At 26.8% G+C, this 17,661-nt stretch carries 19 protein-coding genes and 1 riboswitch; of the genes, 5 read left to right on the top strand and 14 right to left on the bottom strand.

Annotated features, from left to right (window positions below):
- Window positions 1-20 precede the first annotated feature (20 nt).
- The 4 genes from EGD97_RS04615 (at window position 21) to thiT (ending at window position 2,452) form a co-directional block, all read left to right on the top strand.
- Window positions 21-725, top strand: a complete 705-nt coding sequence (locus EGD97_RS04615) for an MIP/aquaporin family protein (RefSeq protein WP_078682291.1) — start codon at window positions 21-23, stop codon at window positions 723-725.
- Between the two features lie 453 nt (window positions 726-1,178).
- Window positions 1,179-1,334 carry a hypothetical protein gene (locus EGD97_RS12355; protein ID WP_164850158.1) on the top strand — a complete coding sequence of 52 codons (156 nt, stop codon included), beginning with the start codon at window positions 1,179-1,181 and terminating at the stop codon, window positions 1,332-1,334.
- A 3-nt stretch (window positions 1,335-1,337) separates the two neighbouring features.
- Complete coding sequence (locus tag EGD97_RS04610; protein ID WP_078682290.1) at window positions 1,338-1,517, top strand: hypothetical protein; 180 nt, start codon at window positions 1,338-1,340, stop codon at window positions 1,515-1,517.
- A gap of 50 nt (window positions 1,518-1,567) precedes the next feature.
- Window positions 1,568-1,669: riboswitch (TPP riboswitch) on the top strand.
- 69 nt (window positions 1,670-1,738) lie between these two features.
- Window positions 1,739-2,452, top strand: a complete 714-nt coding sequence (gene thiT / locus EGD97_RS04605; protein ID WP_127836582.1) for an energy-coupled thiamine transporter ThiT — start codon at window positions 1,739-1,741, stop codon at window positions 2,450-2,452.
- A 170-nt stretch (window positions 2,453-2,622) separates the two neighbouring features.
- Here thiT and EGD97_RS04600 read toward each other — a convergent pair whose 3' ends face one another.
- From EGD97_RS04600 to EGD97_RS04540, 13 genes are all read right to left on the bottom strand, one after another.
- Complete coding sequence (locus EGD97_RS04600) at window positions 2,623-2,811, bottom strand: ferredoxin (RefSeq protein WP_078682288.1); 189 nt, start codon at window positions 2,809-2,811, stop codon at window positions 2,623-2,625.
- Between the two features lie 146 nt (window positions 2,812-2,957).
- Window positions 2,958-3,800 carry an Mrp/NBP35 family ATP-binding protein gene (locus tag EGD97_RS04595; RefSeq protein WP_078682287.1) on the bottom strand — a complete coding sequence of 281 codons (843 nt, stop codon included), beginning with the start codon at window positions 3,798-3,800 and terminating at the stop codon, window positions 2,958-2,960.
- Between the two features lie 112 nt (window positions 3,801-3,912).
- Window positions 3,913-5,097: an ABC transporter permease gene (locus tag EGD97_RS04590; RefSeq protein WP_078682352.1), complete on the bottom strand. Its 1,185-nt coding sequence runs from the start codon at window positions 5,095-5,097 to the stop codon at window positions 3,913-3,915.
- Between the two features lie 49 nt (window positions 5,098-5,146).
- Complete coding sequence (locus tag EGD97_RS04585; protein ID WP_078682286.1) at window positions 5,147-5,839, bottom strand: ABC transporter ATP-binding protein; 693 nt, start codon at window positions 5,837-5,839, stop codon at window positions 5,147-5,149.
- Complete coding sequence (locus EGD97_RS04580) at window positions 5,839-7,107, bottom strand: efflux RND transporter periplasmic adaptor subunit (protein ID WP_078682285.1); 1,269 nt, start codon at window positions 7,105-7,107, stop codon at window positions 5,839-5,841. Before EGD97_RS04580 ends, EGD97_RS04585 begins: the two co-directional genes overlap by 1 nt.
- A gap of 177 nt (window positions 7,108-7,284) precedes the next feature.
- Window positions 7,285-8,142: a hypothetical protein gene (locus EGD97_RS04575; protein ID WP_078682284.1), complete on the bottom strand. Its 858-nt coding sequence runs from the start codon at window positions 8,140-8,142 to the stop codon at window positions 7,285-7,287.
- A gap of 20 nt (window positions 8,143-8,162) precedes the next feature.
- Window positions 8,163-8,933, bottom strand: a complete 771-nt coding sequence (locus EGD97_RS04570; RefSeq protein ID WP_078682283.1) for a prolipoprotein diacylglyceryl transferase — start codon at window positions 8,931-8,933, stop codon at window positions 8,163-8,165.
- A gap of 113 nt (window positions 8,934-9,046) precedes the next feature.
- Entirely contained in the window at window positions 9,047-9,631 is a 585-nt protein-coding gene (locus EGD97_RS04565) for a PsbP-related protein (RefSeq protein ID WP_127836581.1), read from the bottom strand.
- Window positions 9,632-9,949: 318 nt separating this feature from the next.
- A complete protein-coding gene (locus tag EGD97_RS04560; RefSeq protein WP_127836580.1) occupies window positions 9,950-11,320 on the bottom strand; it encodes a DUF7922 domain-containing protein in 1,371 nt (456 codons plus the stop codon).
- 462 nt (window positions 11,321-11,782) lie between these two features.
- Entirely contained in the window at window positions 11,783-12,625 is an 843-nt protein-coding gene (gene rsmA / locus EGD97_RS04555) for a 16S rRNA (adenine(1518)-N(6)/adenine(1519)-N(6))-dimethyltransferase RsmA (RefSeq protein ID WP_127836579.1), read from the bottom strand.
- Window positions 12,625-13,173, bottom strand: coding sequence for a ribonuclease M5 (gene rnmV, locus EGD97_RS04550; protein ID WP_078682279.1), 549 nt, complete (start codon window positions 13,171-13,173; stop codon window positions 12,625-12,627). The genes rsmA and rnmV overlap by 1 nt, the downstream gene beginning before the upstream one ends.
- Window positions 13,174-13,518: 345 nt before the next feature.
- Window positions 13,519-14,601 (bottom strand): 3D domain-containing protein, encoded by a 1,083-nt coding sequence (locus tag EGD97_RS04545; RefSeq protein ID WP_078682278.1) that lies wholly within the window; start codon window positions 14,599-14,601, stop codon window positions 13,519-13,521.
- Window positions 14,602-14,881: 280 nt separating this feature from the next.
- A complete protein-coding gene (locus tag EGD97_RS04540) occupies window positions 14,882-15,658 on the bottom strand; it encodes a TatD family hydrolase (protein WP_127836578.1) in 777 nt (258 codons plus the stop codon).
- Between the two features lie 230 nt (window positions 15,659-15,888).
- Here EGD97_RS04540 and EGD97_RS04535 point away from each other — a divergent pair, with 230 nt between their 5' ends.
- Window positions 15,889-16,086 (top strand): cold-shock protein, encoded by a 198-nt coding sequence (locus tag EGD97_RS04535; protein ID WP_127836577.1) that lies wholly within the window; start codon window positions 15,889-15,891, stop codon window positions 16,084-16,086.
- Between the two features lie 149 nt (window positions 16,087-16,235).
- Here EGD97_RS04535 and glmM read toward each other — a convergent pair whose 3' ends face one another.
- A complete protein-coding gene (gene glmM / locus EGD97_RS04530; protein ID WP_127836576.1) occupies window positions 16,236-17,585 on the bottom strand; it encodes a phosphoglucosamine mutase in 1,350 nt (449 codons plus the stop codon).
- Between the last annotated feature and the right edge of the window lie 76 nt (window positions 17,586-17,661).

Below are 17,661 nucleotides of genomic sequence, written 5' to 3'. Positions count from 1 at the left end.
TAATCTGGGGGTAATTTTAAATGTCTCATTTTATTGCTGAATTATTAGGTACTATGATTCTTATAATCCTTGGTAACGGTGTTGTTGCTGCAGTATGTTTAAACAAAACTAAAGCACAAGGAGGAGGATGGCTTTTAATTACTATTGCCTGGGGCATTGCAGTAGCCATTCCAGCCTGGATATTTGGAGGAATAAGCGGAGCTCACTTTAATCCTGCCCTTACTATAGCACTTGCATCTATAGGAAAATTTCCTTGGGAAGAAGTCCCATTATATATAATTGCACAACTTTTAGGGGCATTTTTAGGAGCAGTAATTGTTTGGATTCAATATTTGCCCCACTGGGCTGAAACAGAAGATAAATCTATAAAACTTGGAGTATTCTGTACAGCACCAGCTATAAAAAATACAGGTGCAAATTTTATATCAGAATTTATAGCTACTTTTATACTTGTATTTGGAATATTAGGTCTTGGAACAGTTAATATGGCTCCTGGACTTGGAACTTTAGGAGTTGGACTTTTAATATTGGTTATTGGTACATCTCTTGGAGCAACTACAGGTTATGCCATTAATCCTGCAAGAGATTTAGGACCACGTATAGCTCATGCAATACTTCCTATAGCTGGTAAAGGAGACTCTGATTGGGGTTATTCATGGATTCCGGTTGTAGCTCCAATATTAGGGGGAATAAGTGCTGCTTTACTATTTAATGTAGTATTTTAATTAGTATTTTATTTGAAATGTTAATTAAATAATAATTAAATATACCCTTTGCCAAATACATTAATAAAAATATTATATTAAATTTAAAAGATGATTTCTGTATTAAACAGAGCTCATCTTTTTTTAATTTAATCGCTGTTCTTCTATATTAATTTATATGATTATCCCATAAAATCATTTTTTCTCAAAATTGATCACTGTATGTGGAAGTAAATCAATAATAAACATACTGCTCATTATATAGTGGAATTTATTTTCAGATTATTAAATTTTAATAATTTATATAATTTAAACAAGTAAAAAAATATATTTAATATTTTAATCAGCTAATTAGTAATTTATATTTTTTATAAATTTAAAAATTATTTGATTTTATGTTTTTATTTTACTGAATAATATAATTTAATTGTTCAAAGAATATAATCATAAAATAAAAAAACAGGAGTTGATAATATGAGTACTGGAAAAAGCTCAAAAGGAATTGTAGGTAAAATTCCTATGGCACATAAACGTAAAGGACCTGTTGGTGAAGGAATAGATTTTACTAAATATAATTTAACTAATGGCCATGACATAGATAAAACTATAAAAAACAGGAAGGAAGATTAGTTAATGCACGCTGTTGTTATAGATATATATACTTCAGAAGCTTATATAGCTTTAGAAGATGGTACTAATGCCTGTATAGGTTTATCTCATGTGCCTTATAATATTAAACCTGGAAGTAAAATAAATGTATCAATAAATACTATTAATATGTCAAATCATAAAATGCCAAATATATTATTTTAATTTTAGGTTGTAATTTTTTTTAAATTTTAATATAATAATTATAAATTAAATATTTGTGCTAGGGGTGCCTATTGGCTGAGAAATGAATTATTTCATTAACCCTTATACCTGATCTGGATAATACCAGCGTAGGAAAGCGATTTTGAGAAGATTAAAACCGTATTCCAATGCTAGGAATGCGGTTTTTTTACCTCTTAGCACAATTAAGATGGAGGGATTTTATGTTAAACAATATTTTATTATCAGTTTTTTTTAAAGGCTTTACCTTAAATTTTAAAGGTATAGATCTAAAAAGTATTAAAGAAGGCTTTGCAGATGCTCCAAAACATCCATTAGCTATTTTTTCTTTGATTGCTATTGTACTTTTAAGTTTCCTTTTTATTAAATTAAGAAAAGTTAAACTTAATACAAAAATTATTACTCATATAGGTGTGGCCCTTGCTTTAGGTACAGTTTTAAAAATGATTAAATTTTATCAAATGCCAAATGGAGGAAGCGTTTCTCTAGGAAGTATGGTGCCTATTTTTTTAATTGCATTATTTTATGGTCCTGAAATTGGTATTTTAACAGGTTTACTTTTTGGCATATTAGACTTTTTACTTGGTCCATATATAATGCACCCTATTCAGGTACTTTTTGATTATCCTTTAGCTTTTTCTGCTCTTGGAATTGCAGGATATTTTAAAGATAAAAATAAAATTCAAACTATTTTAGGGGTTATTTTAGCATTATTTATTAGATTTTTGTTTCACTTTATATCTGGTATTATCTTTTATGGAAGCTATGCTGAACCTGGACAATCTGCTGCAGCTTACTCTTTTTGGTACAACCTAAGTTATATAGGTCCTGAAGGTATTCTATGTATAATAGTATTAGCATTTTTACCTATTAAGCAAATATATAAAATATTAGAAAAAACAAGTTTATCTAATTAAACATATTAAATTAAACATATTTATTGAAGCAAACTGGCCGCAATAGCATGAGGCTTTCTTATCAATAACATAATAAAATTTATAAAAAAACTAGTCATTATGCTTTAAAATTAAGTTAATGGCTAGTTTTTTATTTTATTAAGTTATATAACTTTTTAAATAAATAATAATTAAGAAATTGAAATTGCATTTACAGGACAGGATTGTTCAGCTTCTTGTGCAGCCTCAACTGCATCTTCTGGTATTTCACCTGTAATAGCTCCAGCTTTACCATCATCCTCCATTTTAAATACATCTGGGCATAATGATGGACAAAGTTCACAAGATATACAACTTTCTTTATCTACATAAGCTCTCATAGTAAACCTCCTTAAACTTCCTTTGCATTATGAGTTATATATTTCAGTTTTATTTTTCCCTAAACAAAACTAATTATTACAAAACTTTATGACGCTAATTTAGCATATTTTCATTTTAATTTTTAAATAATACTGAAAATTTGTTTTTAACTAAGTTTCATAAAATTTGTAAGTATATCATCATATTCTAAAGTTCTATTTATAAAATCCTCTACTTCTCCAGACTCCATTTTTTCTGCTAAATCTAAATTTATAGGAAGTTCTGCAATTAAAGGTATACCAAGTTCTTTAGCTTGTTCTGAAGCAGATTTTTTACTAAATACTTGAAGTTTTTCACCACAATTATTACATTTTATATAAGACATATTTTCAACTACCCCATAAACTTTAATATTAAGTTTTTCTGCCATAATTACTACTTTCTTAACTATCATAGTTACCATGTCCTGAGGAGTAGCTGTTATAATTACGCCATTTAAAGGAATATTTTGCATTACAGTTAAAGCTAAATCTCCTGTGCCTGGAGGCATATCTATTAAAAGATAATCAAGATCTCCCCACTGTGTATCTCTATACATTTGAGTTAATGCTCCAGTTAAAACAGGTCCTCTCCAAATAACAGGCTGTTCTTCATCTTCTGTAAGTAAATTTAATGATATTACTTTAATACCTGTATTAGTTTCTACTGGTACAAATATAGGTTCTTCTTCAGTTCTGCCTGAAAGAATTCTTGCTCTTTTTTTGTTTATTCCAAAAAATCTTGGCATAGAAGGACCTGTAATATCTCCATCTAAAACTCCAACCTTATATCCAAGATTTCTAAGTTTTGCAGCTAATATACCTGTTACAGTAGATTTTCCTACTCCACCTTTACCGCTCATAACTCCTATTATATTTTTTATATTTCCATAATTAGGTACAATCATTGAACAAGATTTTTCATTATTTTCGCACTTTCCTTTGCTTGCACAGCTATCACATTTGCTCATAACTTTCCTCCTTGTTTTTTAATCAAATTAATATTTTATTAATTATCATATTTTATTTTCCTAAAGTATTATAACACAACATATTAAATAATTTTGTGATTTAAAACAAATTTTATTCATATCTTAGTGCATCTATAGGATCTAAATTAGCAGCTTTTCTTGCCGGATATATTCCAAAGAAAATACCAACTGCTGAAGAAAATACAATTGCTCCTATTATAACACCTATGGAAAGTGATGGAGTTATATTAGCAAATTTACCAATTATATAGGCTCCTGTTATGCCAGATATCATCCCAATTATTCCACCTATTACTGATATTATTACTGATTCAGTTAAAAACTGTAAAAGTATTGCATTCGTTGTAGCTCCTATAGCCTTTCTTATTCCTATTTCTCTTGTTCTTTCTGTTACAGATACAAGCATTATATTCATAACTCCTATACCTCCTACTAAAAGAGATATAGCTGCAACAGCTCCTATAAAAGCTGTAAAAATTCCTAAAACTTTATTTACCTGGTCTAATTGTTTAAGAGCATTTTCAACTTTATATTTATCCTGTCCTCTATTATTATGTCTGCTTTCTAATACATTTTTTACTCCATTTCCTGCTGCATCACCGCTATCTTTGTTTATTGCCATAAATGTAAGTTTATCAATTAAAAATTCATCAGGATATATATTTCCTACAAAAGTTATTGGAGCATATATAAGAGAAGGCATTTGACTTGTATCAAAAGAAAATCCTCCCATATCCAGTTTATATACACCTATAATGGTAGCTTTTGAAGGAGATATTTTATTACCTATTTTTATGCTTTTTCCAACAACATCAGTATAACCAAAAAGTTCTCTTGCTGAATATTCATCTATAACTATAACTGCTCTTCCTTCTTCATATTCTCTTTCATTAAAAGGTCTGCCATATATTATTTCAACATTTTGTATTGGGAAAAAATCTGTATTTGCCCCTGTTATATTCGCCCTTTTAGTCTTTTTTTCTGATATTGATACACCCATTTTTGATACTACTGGACTTATATATTTAATTGTGTCTACTTTTTCTTTAATCTGTTCTACATCTTTATATGTAATATAGTCGCTTCTTTCAGCTTTAGTAGTATCAACAGAAACATTTATTGTAGAAGAGCCTATTTTTTCAAATTCTCCTGTTATTGTATTTTGACCGCCCTGTCCTAAAGATACTATAGTTATAACAGAACTTATTCCTATTATTATACCAAGCATAGTAAGGAAGGAGCGCATTTTATTAGATATTATACTTTCTATTGCCATTTTAAAATTTTCTAATAAGTTTGATAAAGTATTCAAATGCAAAACCTCCTTACAAAATTATCCTATCTTTAACTTCATAATCATCAACAATTTCACCATCTCTAAATCTTACAATTCTCTTTGTATGTTGAGCTATATCTGGTTCATGTGTAACCATTATGATAGTTGCTCCTTCATTGTTTAAATCTTGAAAAATCTTCATTATTTCAACTGAAGATTTTGTATCTAAATTACCAGTAGGTTCATCTGCCATTATTACAGCAGGGCTATTTACAATAGCTCTTGCAATAGCTACCCTTTGCTTTTGTCCTCCAGATATTTCATTAGGTTTATGTTTTATTCTATCGCTAAGTCCAACTTTATCAAGAGCTAAAAGAGCTTTTTCTCTTCTTTCTTTTTTTGGTACTCCTGCATAAACCATAGGAAGTTCTACATTTTCAAGTATAGTCATTCTAGGTAGTAAATTAAATGCTTGAAACACAAATCCTATTTCTTTATTTCTTATATAAGCTAATTCTTTATCTGTTAAATTAGATACATTTTGCCCATTTAAAATATAAGTACCGCTATCCATTCTATCAAGGCATCCTAAAATATTCATCATTGTAGATTTACCTGAGCCTGAAGGCCCCATTATAGATGTAAATTCTCCTTTTTCAATTTTAAGATTAATACCTTTTAAGGCAGTAAAATTTATTTCGCCTGTTACATATCGTTTAACTACATCTTTTATTTCTAACATTATTTATCATCTCCTGAAGATTCCTTAACAAGAGTTCCATTTTTTATTGTTTCAGAAGGATTTAATATTACCTTTTCGCCTTTATTTAGTCCTTCTAAAACTTGAACTTCCATATCAGATTGAAGTCCTAATTTAACTTCCTTTTCTACAGCTTTATCTCCTTCTATAACATATACAAAAGTTTTATCTTCTTTAGTTGTTTTAATGCTTTCTGCAGGAATTTTAAGAGCATTATCTACTTGACCTAAGAGTATATCTACATCTACATCAAAATCTATTTTTAATTCCTGAGCTTTATCTAAAATATCTATATCTACCCCAAGAGAAGTATCTGTACCTGTTGCAGAAACTGTTTTCTTAGCAGTTGGATCTATAAAAGAAACTTTGCCTTTATATTCTTTATCTCCACTTTTTATTATAGCTTCCTGTCCCTCTTTAATTTTTCCAGCATCATATTTACCAACATACATTACGGCTTTTAAATTTTCTACATCTTGGATAGTTATTGCAGGCTGAGCACTTGCAATAGAAGAAGTTCCTTCTGTAATATTTAAAGAAGTTACTACTCCATCTATATCTGATATTATCTTATCTTGAACTTTTGAAAGATTTTGCTTTGCACTATCTAATGCAACTTTAGCAAGTTCTATAGAATTATCTGCCTGTTTAAATTGTTCATCTGATATAGGTTTTAATGAATCTTTAGTTGCTTTTAACTGTGCCTTTGAAGATTCAACATTTTGTTTTATAACAATAGGATTTTGTGGATTTTTACTATCCAAAAGCAATGCCTTATCTTGAGGACTTCCACTTTCTTGTATGTTTTTTATCTGCTTATCTAATTCAGCTATCTTATTATCTAAATCAGCTATTTGTTTATTTAAATCAGCTATCTTATTTTTAATATCATTATTATTATTTGTTAATATTTTTTTAGACAATACAGCATTGTCGTATTGAATTTGTGCTTGTTTAACAGCAGAATTTAAGTCTTGAGTTTCATATTCTACGAGGACTTGTCCTTTAGTAACTTTATCCCCTAATTTAACGTTTACTTTTTTTACTTTTCCTTGAAGTGGGTAATAATCTTTACTATTTTTTGATTTTATAGTAGCAGTAGTTGAAAGATAGGATTTTATTTCTCCCTGTTCTACAACACTCGTTTTAACACTTACAAAATTTTGTTCGTTCTTTTTAGATAAATTTAAATATAATATCCCTCCTACAATAAATATTATCACAATCGAAATTGTAATCTTTTTCTTCATAAAAATATTCCTCCATATTGTTTATTTAAAAAGTTAATTTGTTTTAATTATTTTATTTTACAAATTAAATATTTATTTTTCTATAAAAATTTTTAAATTTAATATTTATTTAATAAATTATACATAATTAAAAAAGGCGTTTTCAGTAAATTTAACTTGAAATACGCCTTTTTAATATTAGAAAGTATTGGGCTTATTTTCAGAAGTATATACTTTTGTATTCCATCTTCCATCATTATGTTCATCTGCTACTTGGATATAATATTTTTCTTCCTTCTGCTCTTTTTTATCCCAAAATGTAATTTCACACTTATATAGATTTGTTTTATATCCTACTGTTTTTACACTCATTATAATATCGTATTCTTTAGAAGTTTCTCCCGATTTAGGAGAGCTCATAAGTTCAACATTATCTGTTTTAGCTTCTAAATCATTTTTAAATTTTTCTAAATCCATTGAAAGTATAAATTTTGCAGCTTCTACATCACTATATATATTTATACCAATTGACTTACCTTGTGCTTTTTCATTAGAAAATTTAATAACCTGATCTAGAATAGTTCCATAATAAATTTTATTAAATTCTCTAGGCTTTCTAATATTCCAAAAATTTTTAATTATATCATTATCAATTCTTTTAGATACACTATAAATTTTATCCTCACTATAAAGATTCCCTGTATCTTTTTTATCTATACCTGCTATATAATTAAATTTATATACTTTATTTCTTCCTTCTTCCATTTGAAATACATAATCAGGCTCTAAAGCAGATTTGTTTTCTACTGGTTTAGCTTGTGATAGTATATCATAAAGCTCTAAAATAGCCTTTGGGTCTGTAACAACAAACCTAAATCCAGGATCTCTTGTATTTTGAATTATTATTTTTTTAATTTTACCTTGTTTTATATATTCAAAATCATTATTTTTCATACCTAATTTAACTTTAATATTATCAACCTTATCACATCCATAAAACATTGTAGTTAAAAAAATTACTAAAATTAAACTAAGTATTTTTTTTATCTTAATCAAGTTTATTTCTCTCCTTGTTTTTATATATCGTTTTTATTAAAAAACTTTATTTTTATGCTGTCAAAATTATAAATTAAGATACCTAATAAAATTATAAATAAACTAATAAATTGAGAGGTTGAAAATATCCATATACTTCCTCTTGGATCATCTCTTATAAATTCTATAAGAAATCTTCCTATACCATATATTATTAAATATAAAGAAAATACTCTTCCATCTTTTCTTTGTTTTTTACTATACCAAAGTAAAAAAAATGCAAGTAAAAAATCAAAAACAGATGAAAAAATTTGTGTAGGAAGTACATATACATCAGTAGGACCTAATGATCCTTCTTTAAATTTAACTCCTAAAAAACAAGTAGTCTGCTTTCCATAACAACATCCAGCCAAAAAACATCCTATTCTCCCAAAGCCTTGAGCTAGTGAAACACTTGGAATTGCAAGATCAAATATCTTTATAAAGTCCCAGTTCTTTCTTTTACAATAAATGTATACACCAATAGCTCCTCCAATTATAGATCCATATACCACAAATCCGTTACCAAAATCCTTTAATAATGAAGGATTATTTATAATATTTTTTAAATCTGTAATTATATATAAAAGTTTCCCTCCAATTATTCCTAAAATAACCGCTAATATCGCCATATTAAGTATACTGTCTTCATCATAACCTATTTTTTTAGCTCTTTTGTTAAGCAGCAGTACAGCTGATATTATACCTATTGCTATCATAGTTCCATATCCATATATAGGTATACCTAAAATTTCAAATAAGATTGGTCTCAATATTTACTCCCCCTTTAATGTTTTTTATAAAAATAACGAAAAAAGAGAAGCATCAGCTTCTCCTATATGCCTTAAATAAATTATAATACTTTACAAATACTAAATCAATGTATTTAATAATTTTCAAAAGTTTCAACTATGACTTCAAACATTTTTGCCATGTTTTCTTTAAAATTTTTATCTCTTACATAAAAAGCAAATCTAACAAACTTATCTTTATCTTTTAAAAAATATTCATATGCTTTAAAGTTTGCATTCTCAGAAGTTTTCATAGTATATATAACTAAATATCCTTCATATCCTTTAATATTTATAGGTTCTATACTATATTCAGTATATTGTGCAAATCCAGCACTGGAGTTTTTGCTTTTATCTAAAAAGTTTTTTAAATCTCCCTTCATATTCCATACTTGTACAAATCCATGAATTACTGCATCCTCAGAATTAAAATCATTATGATACAATATTTCGTTCCCATAAAAACTTTGTTTCTGTGTTTTCCATTCTGAAGGAAGTTTATAATTAAATTTTAATTCAGGAACTTCATATTTTAAAAGAGAATTAACACTATTTTGTATTAATACTACATTTTTGAGCCTATTATCAAAATTTTTTTCAAATCCAAATAATATAAGCATAAGACCAATTATTATTATTGTAACCCCAATTCTTTTTCTATTTAATATAATAAATTTCATTATCTTCCTCCAAATAGTTTTACATTTTATAATTTAAAACTTAATTTTATTACTATAAAATAATATTTCTATAATTAAATAGTTTTAAAATTTATAATCTAAAAAATTATTAATATAAAAATTTGATATAAATTTTTTATTTTTGATATGTACCAATTTAAGTAATAATAAAGAATGAAGAATGAAAATTTTAAAAAATTTATATTAATTACTTTACATTCACCCTTCATTCTTATATAGAATAGAGTAAATTCATTAAAAAACTGCCATATAATTTTTGTTTTTTTAACATTTTATTTAAAGGTGATGCAAATGTTATTACTTAATAGGTACTACTATCGTTGAATTTCTAAAATCATAGAACATAAGCCAATAACCATAACTATCTTCTGATTCCTCACCTTCTTTTAAAGGAACCCAAGTTACAAAACCTGATCTTCCTCTAAAAGGTTGATCTTTTCTAGATTTAGTGCCTAAAATTCCATATACTATATATTTCATATTATTATTTTTATCAAGCTTATAACCAAGTATAAAATGGTTAAATTTTTTAATATATTCAAAATAATTTATCATTGGATAATAAGCTATAGTATATTTATTATAATCTTTACAATTTATCATATCTTCCAAAGAATTTACAGGTACTTTATACCATATACATCTTTTTATTTCACTGCATACACCTTCTAATTCTTCAAATCCTTTTGCTGCTTCTATAAAGAAAATACCAGCTTTATCCTTTGGATAATCTTTTTTACTTCCAGCTTTTTCTTTACATTCATTCTTTTTTATTTTTTCTTTTTTCTTGTGTCTGCTTTGCTCAATTTCTTCCTCTTTTTCTTCTTCTATTTCATTAGAAGTTGTTTCAGTTGTTGAAATATTTTTTAAATTTTCTATAGAAATATCTCTTTCTTCTTTTATTTCTTTTTCTGTCTGTCCTTTTGTTTCATCATCTTCTACTGGTTTTTCTTTTATTATTTCTTCATTTATTACATATTCTTCTCTTAATTTTTCTTTATTCTTTTCTTCTTCTATCCTTTCTTCTACTTCCTCTTTTACTGGTTCCTCTTTTATTATATCTTCTTTTCTTAATTCTTCCTTTGCAGCTTTTTCTTCCTTATTCTTTTCTTCCTCTATTTCTTTTTCATATTCTTCAAAAATATTATTTTGCTCTTTATTAATATTTTCTTCTGTTTCTAATTCTAAAGTCTTATTTAAATTAATAACTTCTTTATTTTCTTCATTTTTCCTAAGTTTTTCTTCAATGACTTGGAAATTCTTCCATTCTGGAATTTCAGTACTTGCAAAGCCACTCATAATGGATACTATGTTAGTATTCATAAATTTAACTATGCCTGCTCCAACAATTTTATCTACATTTATGCCGCAATTAGCTACATTATCTGCTTGATATTCGTAAGCTATTTCTGCCCTGCCGTAGTCATCTATGTTCAATTCTCCAAGTTTTATTATTTTCTTTACTTCTTTCTTATCGCATATAAGTATCATGTAGTAAGGGGTACTTTCTTTTTTTAAATTTTGAACATAGTAAGATATCTTGCATTTATCATTCTTAATTTCTAATTTAGCATAACCAGAAGGTGATTTATCAGAGGCCAAGGCATAACCTTTTTCATCTTCTTGTAGTATTATAAAATATCTACTATAACTTCTTTTTTGTGCCAAATTCCGTCCCTCCAAAAAATTTATTCATTACATTATATGAAACCTTTATCAAAAAGTGACCTATTATAAATAAAAATAACCTATACAAAAGTTTTTTTACTTTTGTATAGGTTATTAATTTTAAAATTTAATATTATGTTCAGTATAAAAACTAAATATAATATACTAAAATAATAATCCTATAATTAAATATATTTTATTTAACTAAATAATATTAATATTTTACTAAAATTTTTAATTAAATTTTAAAAGTTTTGTATATATATAGTTATCTCACAAAAAATCTTTTTATTAAATATTAAATACTATATACAGGTGTAATAAAAATTTAGAAACGTTATAAAGATTTATGGTACTGGCAATATACATTTAAATATACAGATATAATAAAAATTTAGAAACACTATAAATATATACTGAAAATTAATTTACAGCTTATTGTGAGGTAATCATATCCATACATTAAAAATTTATTAATTCATATATGCTGTTTGATAAATTAGCAAACTCCTGCAAATTTAAAGTTTCACCTCTTCTTTTAGAATCAATGCCTGAATGTTCAAAAGCTTTTTCTAAAATTTTATTATCTAATTTTAAACTTTTCATAGCATTCCAAAGAGTTTTTCTTCTCATATTAAAAGCTTCTCTAACAATTTTAAAAAATAACTTTTCATCTTTAACACAAACTCTCTTTTGGGGAAGCTTATCTAATTTAATAACTATAGATTCTACTTTAGGTTGAGGAAAAAAAGAACTAGGCGAAACTTTTCTTATAGTCTTTATATCACAATAATATTGAACCAATATTGAAAGAGCACCATATTCTTTTGTAGAAGGTTTGGCAGCAATCCTTTCTCCTACTTCTTTTTGAATCATAATTGTAATAGATTTAAAATTATAATTTCCATTTAAAAGCTTAGCTATTATAGGTGTAGTAACATAATAAGGAAGATTAGCTACAACTTTAACAGATTTTTCTTCACCTATTATTTCGTTAAAGTCCACTTTTAATGCATCTTTATGAATAATATTAAAATTATCAAACTGCTCTAATTCTTTATTTAAAATTGGTATAAGAGCATCATCTAATTCAATAGCATAAACTTTTTTTGCTCTTTTTAAAAGCTCTTTTGTTAAAGTACCTACTCCAGGTCCAATTTCAATTATAAAATCCTCTTTGTTAACTTCTGCACCTTCAATAATATCGTAAAGTACAGTTTCATCTATTAAAAAATTTTGGCCTAAACTTTTTGTAAATCTAAAACCATATTTTTTTACAATATCTTTAGTATCTAAATTACTCATTATCTCTCTCCTTGTATTCCTATATCTTTACAAGCTTTAATAAATTCTTCACGGGTTATTCCATAGTTATTAAGCCTTGTTATAAATTGATTTGAATTACAATAACCTATGCCTAACCTTTTCCCAAGTGATTCCCTTTTTTCTTTTGATTTATTATCTCCTGTAAGTCCAAAAAATATTAAATCTTCAATACTAAATTCACATCTTTTCCCCTTTATTTCACATTTAGCATCTTCTAGTGCTTTTAAAATAACTTCTGGTGAGGCATTTTCAACTCCTATATCTCCATTTTTAGTACCATCCTTTTGAGTTATATAAGCATGTTTTATGCCTTTAACTCTTTTAGATATTATTCTTCTTATTTTTTCTCCCGCAAAGTCTGGATCAGTAAGGACTATAACTCCTTGTCTTTTTTGTGCCTCTTTAATTCTTTCAATAATTTTAGCATTTATTCCAAAGCCGCCAACAGCTATAATTTCTGCATCTACAGCTCTTTTAACAGCAGTTACATCATCTCTTCCTTCAACAACTATTACTTCTTTAATCATATATTTTCACTATTTACCTCCATTTTGTTTTATCTATTATATTCTGTGGCAAACTTTTTAAAAAGTCAATACATAAAAATATAAGCTTACTAGCCTTATGACTGATTTATGATAATGTTTTAACATATCACAATTTCTGTTAATAGAATGGCTTAATATATAGAATAACCCAAGATACTTATTTTAAATAGATAAAAATATTAAAAAAGCACCAATAAAAGTACTATTAATATTATAAAAATTTTTAAGCTATTTTTAAAAATAGCTGGCAGACGTAAAAATAGGAGTTTAATAACTCCTATTTTTAGATAATAAGTTCAAATCAACTTATTTATTATGTTAATTTTATTCTAGAATATAAACTTTTACATTTCTTCTTCCCCACTGCATACATTCTCTGTTTGTATTGAAAAAAACATCTATCTTTCTTCCCTTAATCGCACCACCAGTATCCTCTGCTATAGCGTATCCATAGCCTTCAATATATAACTTTGTACCATATGGAATTATTCTTGGATCTACAGCTATAGTGCTATAACCATTTGGATCTCTTTTAGCCCTAGTACCTGTTGAAGTTATTCCAAATCCAGAATCTCCAGGATTTTTACCTGTACTTTTAAAATCTGCTGTATATGCAGTACTTTGAACTGTAAATGCAGTTTTTACTCCTTCATTTTCTAGTTTATTAGATGTTTTTTTATTAAGTCCACTTCCACCACGGGAAAAAGCTAAAGATATATTAGGTTCTTTAGTACCTGTAGCGATTATTTTTGGTACTGGTTCTTTTTTTACTTTTTCACTTATTACCTTTCTTTCTACTTCCTTTCCATCTTCATATATAACATTAGTCGTAGTAACCAGTTCTCCTTTTTCTCCTTCTTGAACTATTTTTGTTTTTCCTTTTTCAAAACTTTTATCATTCTTTACTACTGTTGAAAAATCTATTGGTTTAGTTTCTTCTATAACCTTAGATTCAACTCTGGTAACTACTAATTTTAACCCATTAACTATGGGTACATCCTTTGATGGACTAATTTTATCGCTATCTTTTATTATTATTCCTTCTGTTTTTAAAACTTCTTCTACTGTATCTTCTGCAGTTTTAATATTTAAGTTTTGTCCATCTACTGCTATATTAATATTAACAGCTTTTTTAATGTTTATTTTATTATTTTTCTTAAGTACGTTGTCTAAACTTGGCGTTGTCTTATCTTTAGGCCCTAAAACTATATTATTAGATTCTAATGCATCTTTAAAAGTCTTTTTGAAAGTAACTATTTTAGTTTCTTTACCATCTATAGATACAATTACAGTTTTTTTGGCTGTATCTAAACTTATTATACTTCCCATAAGCATTAATAATAAAATAAATATTGTTTTAAAGCCATTTGAAAAACAATTGTTGAAAGTATTTTTCAAATTATTCATTTTTACTACCTCCTTAAAATGAAAGCAAAATTAAGACTTACTTTCATTTATTAGACTGATAAAATGCATAACTATGCATAAGAAAAATATTATATAATTGCGGTTTGATTTATTTATACAGTCTAAAAAGAGGATTTTAAAATTCAACGCCGTAGTATATCCAAATAATATATAAATATACATTTTTAAGTTGTACATTTAATTATATGCCAATTTATTCATTTTTAATCACCTAAAAAAAATAAACAGGAAAAATCCTGTTTATTTAAGCTTAATATATTTATTTTTTATCTAATTTCAACATACTTTTAACATTATTAATAGTAATTTGAGATATTTCTTCTTGAGAAATTCCTTTAATTTCTGAAATTTTTTCTATTATATATTTTATATAATCTGATTTATTTCTTTTACCTCTAAAAGGTACAGGAGTCATATAAGGGCAATCTGTTTCAACCAATATTTTATCCATGGGCACTTCTTTTGCTACTTCAACTATTTTTTTAGCATTTTTAAATGTAACTACTCCAGTAAAGCCAATATAATATCCAAGCTTTAAACATTCTTTTGCAAATTCTACACTTCCTGAAAAGCAGTGTATAACTCCAGTAACATCTGGGAACTCTTTTAATATATTTAGTGTATCTTCATGAGCTTCTCTATCGTGTATAACAACAGGAAGTTTCAATTCTTTAGCTAAATTCATTTGAGCTTTAAAAACATATTTTTGTATTTCTCTTTTAGGATTTTCTTCATAATAATAATCAAGTCCAATTTCCCCAATTGCTTTTACCTTTTTACTTAAAGCAAGATTTTTTATTTTTTGTAAAACTTCTTCATTAAATTCATTAGCATGTTCTGGATGAATTCCAACTGCTGCATAGAAAAAATCGTATTTATTTGCTAAATTTATAGAATCCTGTGAACCTTTTAATGATGCACCACAATTTAAAACCCCTATAACTCCATTTTCTTTTATTTCTTTTATAACATTATCTCTATCTTTATCAAAACTTTCATCATCATAATGGGCATGAGAATCAAAAATTTTTATCATAAGCAATTTAATCTCCTTTTCTATTGTATATTTGATTTTATTTATATATTTTATATTTTATTTAATATCTTATAAAGTATTATACTCTAATTATTTTATTAATTAAAATATCAAAATTTAAATATTTTGTTCCAAATATTGAATATATTTTAAACAATTAGGCAAAATATATATTAATAGGTATAAAATATATCTATTATAGTTTTATACATTTTTAGGAGGTTTAATTAATGCAAGGAACAGTAAAATGGTTTAACTCACAAAAAGGATTTGGATTTATTACAACAGATGAAGGAAAAGATGTATTCGTTCATTATTCCGGAATTGAATCCAATGGCTTTAAAACTCTTAACGAAGGAGATAAAGTTTCCTTTAACTTAACTCATGGTTCTAAGGGCGATCAAGCAGTAAATGTAAAACAAATCTAATACTTTAAGAAGCAATTAAAAATTTATTTATTAATATATTCATTTTGCAATGCTTATTATATTAATAATGCTTCTATAAAAAAGAAAAGGAACCATCTTTTTTATAAAATTAATTTTATAAAAGACAGTTCCTTTTTGTTATTAAAAATTTATATATTGGCTTTTTCTTCTATTAATTTTGCAAGAGAATGTGCCATTTTATCTATTTCCTCTTGATTTTCTCCTTCAAGCATAACTCTAACTAATGGTTCAGTTCCAGAAGGTCTTATTAGAACTCTTCCAACTCCATGAAGTGTTTCTTCTATTTTTTTTATTTCTTTTATTATTTCTTCATCTACTTCATGTATATCTTTTTTATCATTTGGAACTTTTGCATTAACAAGTACCTGTGGAAGTTCTTTCATAATAGATGCAAGTTCTGAAAGATTTTTGCCGCTTTTTTTAACTATAGAAGTTAATTGAAGCCCTGTTAAAATTCCATCTCCTGTTGTATTATGTTCTAAAAATATAACATGTCCAGATTGTTCCCCTCCGAGCACATAGCCTTCATTTACCATCTCTTCTAAAACATATCTATCTCCAACTTTAGTCTTAACTGTATTAATACCCTCTTTATTTAATGCAATATCAAGGCCTAAATTACTCATAACAGTTACAACAACTACATTTTTATTGAGTTTTCCTTGCTCTTTTAAATACTTTCCGCAGATAGCCATAATAAAATCTCCATTAATTAAATTACCTTTTTCATCAACAGCAAGGCATCTATCTGCATCTCCATCAAAAGCAAGGCCTAAATCACACCCTTTTTTAACTACATATTCCATAAGTTCTTCTGGATGCGTAGAACCACAATTTTTATTTATATTTATACCATCTGGATCATTATTTATCACAACAACTTCTGCACCTAAACTTCTAAAAGTTTCAACAGCTGCTTCATAAGAAGCTCCATTAGCACAATCTAATGCTATTTTCATTCCTTTAAAATCTACATCAATTGTAGCTTTTAAAAAGTCTATGTAGTCTTCAAGTGCTGAATCTTCTATAATCTTTCTTCCTAAATCTCCACCTATTGGTGAAGGTACTCCTTCAAAGTTGTTTTCTATTACGCTTTGAATTTTATCTTCTAATTCATCTGAAAGCTTATATCCTTTATTATTAAAAAATTTAATACCATTATATTCTACTGGATTATGTGAAGCTGATATTACAACTCCTGCATCTAATCCATATTTTCTTGTAAGGTATGCCACAGCTGGTGTTGGTATAACTCCAACGCATACAGCCTCTGCTCCAACAGAAAGTATTCCTGCAACTAATGCAGATTCTAACATATGACCTGAAATTCTAGTATCCATTCCAACTAATATTTTAGGTTTATGAGCTCCTTCTGTAAGAACGTAAGCACCAGCTCTTCCAAGATTATATGCAAGCTGTGCAGTAAGCTCGCTGTTTGCAATTCCTCTAACTCCATCAGTTCCAAACATTCTACCCATATCTTCTTACCTCTCTTTATATTTGTTACGCATACACACAGAACAATTATATATTATATAGAAATTTATTACAATG

Origin of the sequence: Clostridium prolinivorans (genome assembly GCF_004011155.1) — a bacterium.
In the GTDB taxonomy this organism is placed as follows: Bacteria; Bacillota; Clostridia; order Clostridiales; family Clostridiaceae; genus Clostridium_AT; species Clostridium_AT prolinivorans.
Note: the sequence above shows the minus strand (reverse complement) of the source record. Positions and strands in the feature narration are given on the sequence as shown.

Bases quoted from the DNA above. Each gene is read 5' to 3' on its own strand.
- EGD97_RS04615 (WP_078682291.1), top strand. From the start codon at position 21: ATGTCTCATTTTATTGCTGAATTATTAGGTACTATGATTCTTATAATC.
- EGD97_RS12355 (WP_164850158.1), top strand. From the start codon at position 1,179: ATGAGTACTGGAAAAAGCTCAAAAGGAATTGTAGGTAAAATTCCTATG.
- EGD97_RS04610 (WP_078682290.1), top strand. From the start codon at position 1,338: ATGCACGCTGTTGTTATAGATATATATACTTCAGAAGCTTATATAGCT.
- thiT (WP_127836582.1), top strand. From the start codon at position 1,739: ATGTTAAACAATATTTTATTATCAGTTTTTTTTAAAGGCTTTACCTTA.
- EGD97_RS04600 (WP_078682288.1), bottom strand. From the start codon at position 2,811: ATGAGAGCTTATGTAGATAAAGAAAGTTGTATATCTTGTGAACTTTGT.
- EGD97_RS04595 (WP_078682287.1), bottom strand. From the start codon at position 3,800: ATGAGCAAATGTGATAGCTGTGCAAGCAAAGGAAAGTGCGAAAATAAT.
- EGD97_RS04590 (WP_078682352.1), bottom strand. From the start codon at position 5,097: ATGGCAATAGAAAGTATAATATCTAATAAAATGCGCTCCTTCCTTACT.
- EGD97_RS04585 (WP_078682286.1), bottom strand. From the start codon at position 5,839: ATGTTAGAAATAAAAGATGTAGTTAAACGATATGTAACAGGCGAAATA.
- EGD97_RS04580 (WP_078682285.1), bottom strand. From the start codon at position 7,107: ATGAAGAAAAAGATTACAATTTCGATTGTGATAATATTTATTGTAGGA.
- EGD97_RS04565 (WP_127836581.1), bottom strand. From the start codon at position 9,631: ATGAAATTTATTATATTAAATAGAAAAAGAATTGGGGTTACAATAATA.
- rsmA (WP_127836579.1), bottom strand. From the start codon at position 12,625: ATGAGTAATTTAGATACTAAAGATATTGTAAAAAAATATGGTTTTAGA.
- rnmV (WP_078682279.1), bottom strand. From the start codon at position 13,173: ATGATTAAAGAAGTAATAGTTGTTGAAGGAAGAGATGATGTAACTGCT.
- EGD97_RS04545 (WP_078682278.1), bottom strand. From the start codon at position 14,601: ATGAATAATTTGAAAAATACTTTCAACAATTGTTTTTCAAATGGCTTT.
- EGD97_RS04540 (WP_127836578.1), bottom strand. From the start codon at position 15,658: ATGATAAAAATTTTTGATTCTCATGCCCATTATGATGATGAAAGTTTT.
- EGD97_RS04535 (WP_127836577.1), top strand. From the start codon at position 15,889: ATGCAAGGAACAGTAAAATGGTTTAACTCACAAAAAGGATTTGGATTT.
- glmM (WP_127836576.1), bottom strand. From the start codon at position 17,585: ATGGGTAGAATGTTTGGAACTGATGGAGTTAGAGGAATTGCAAACAGC.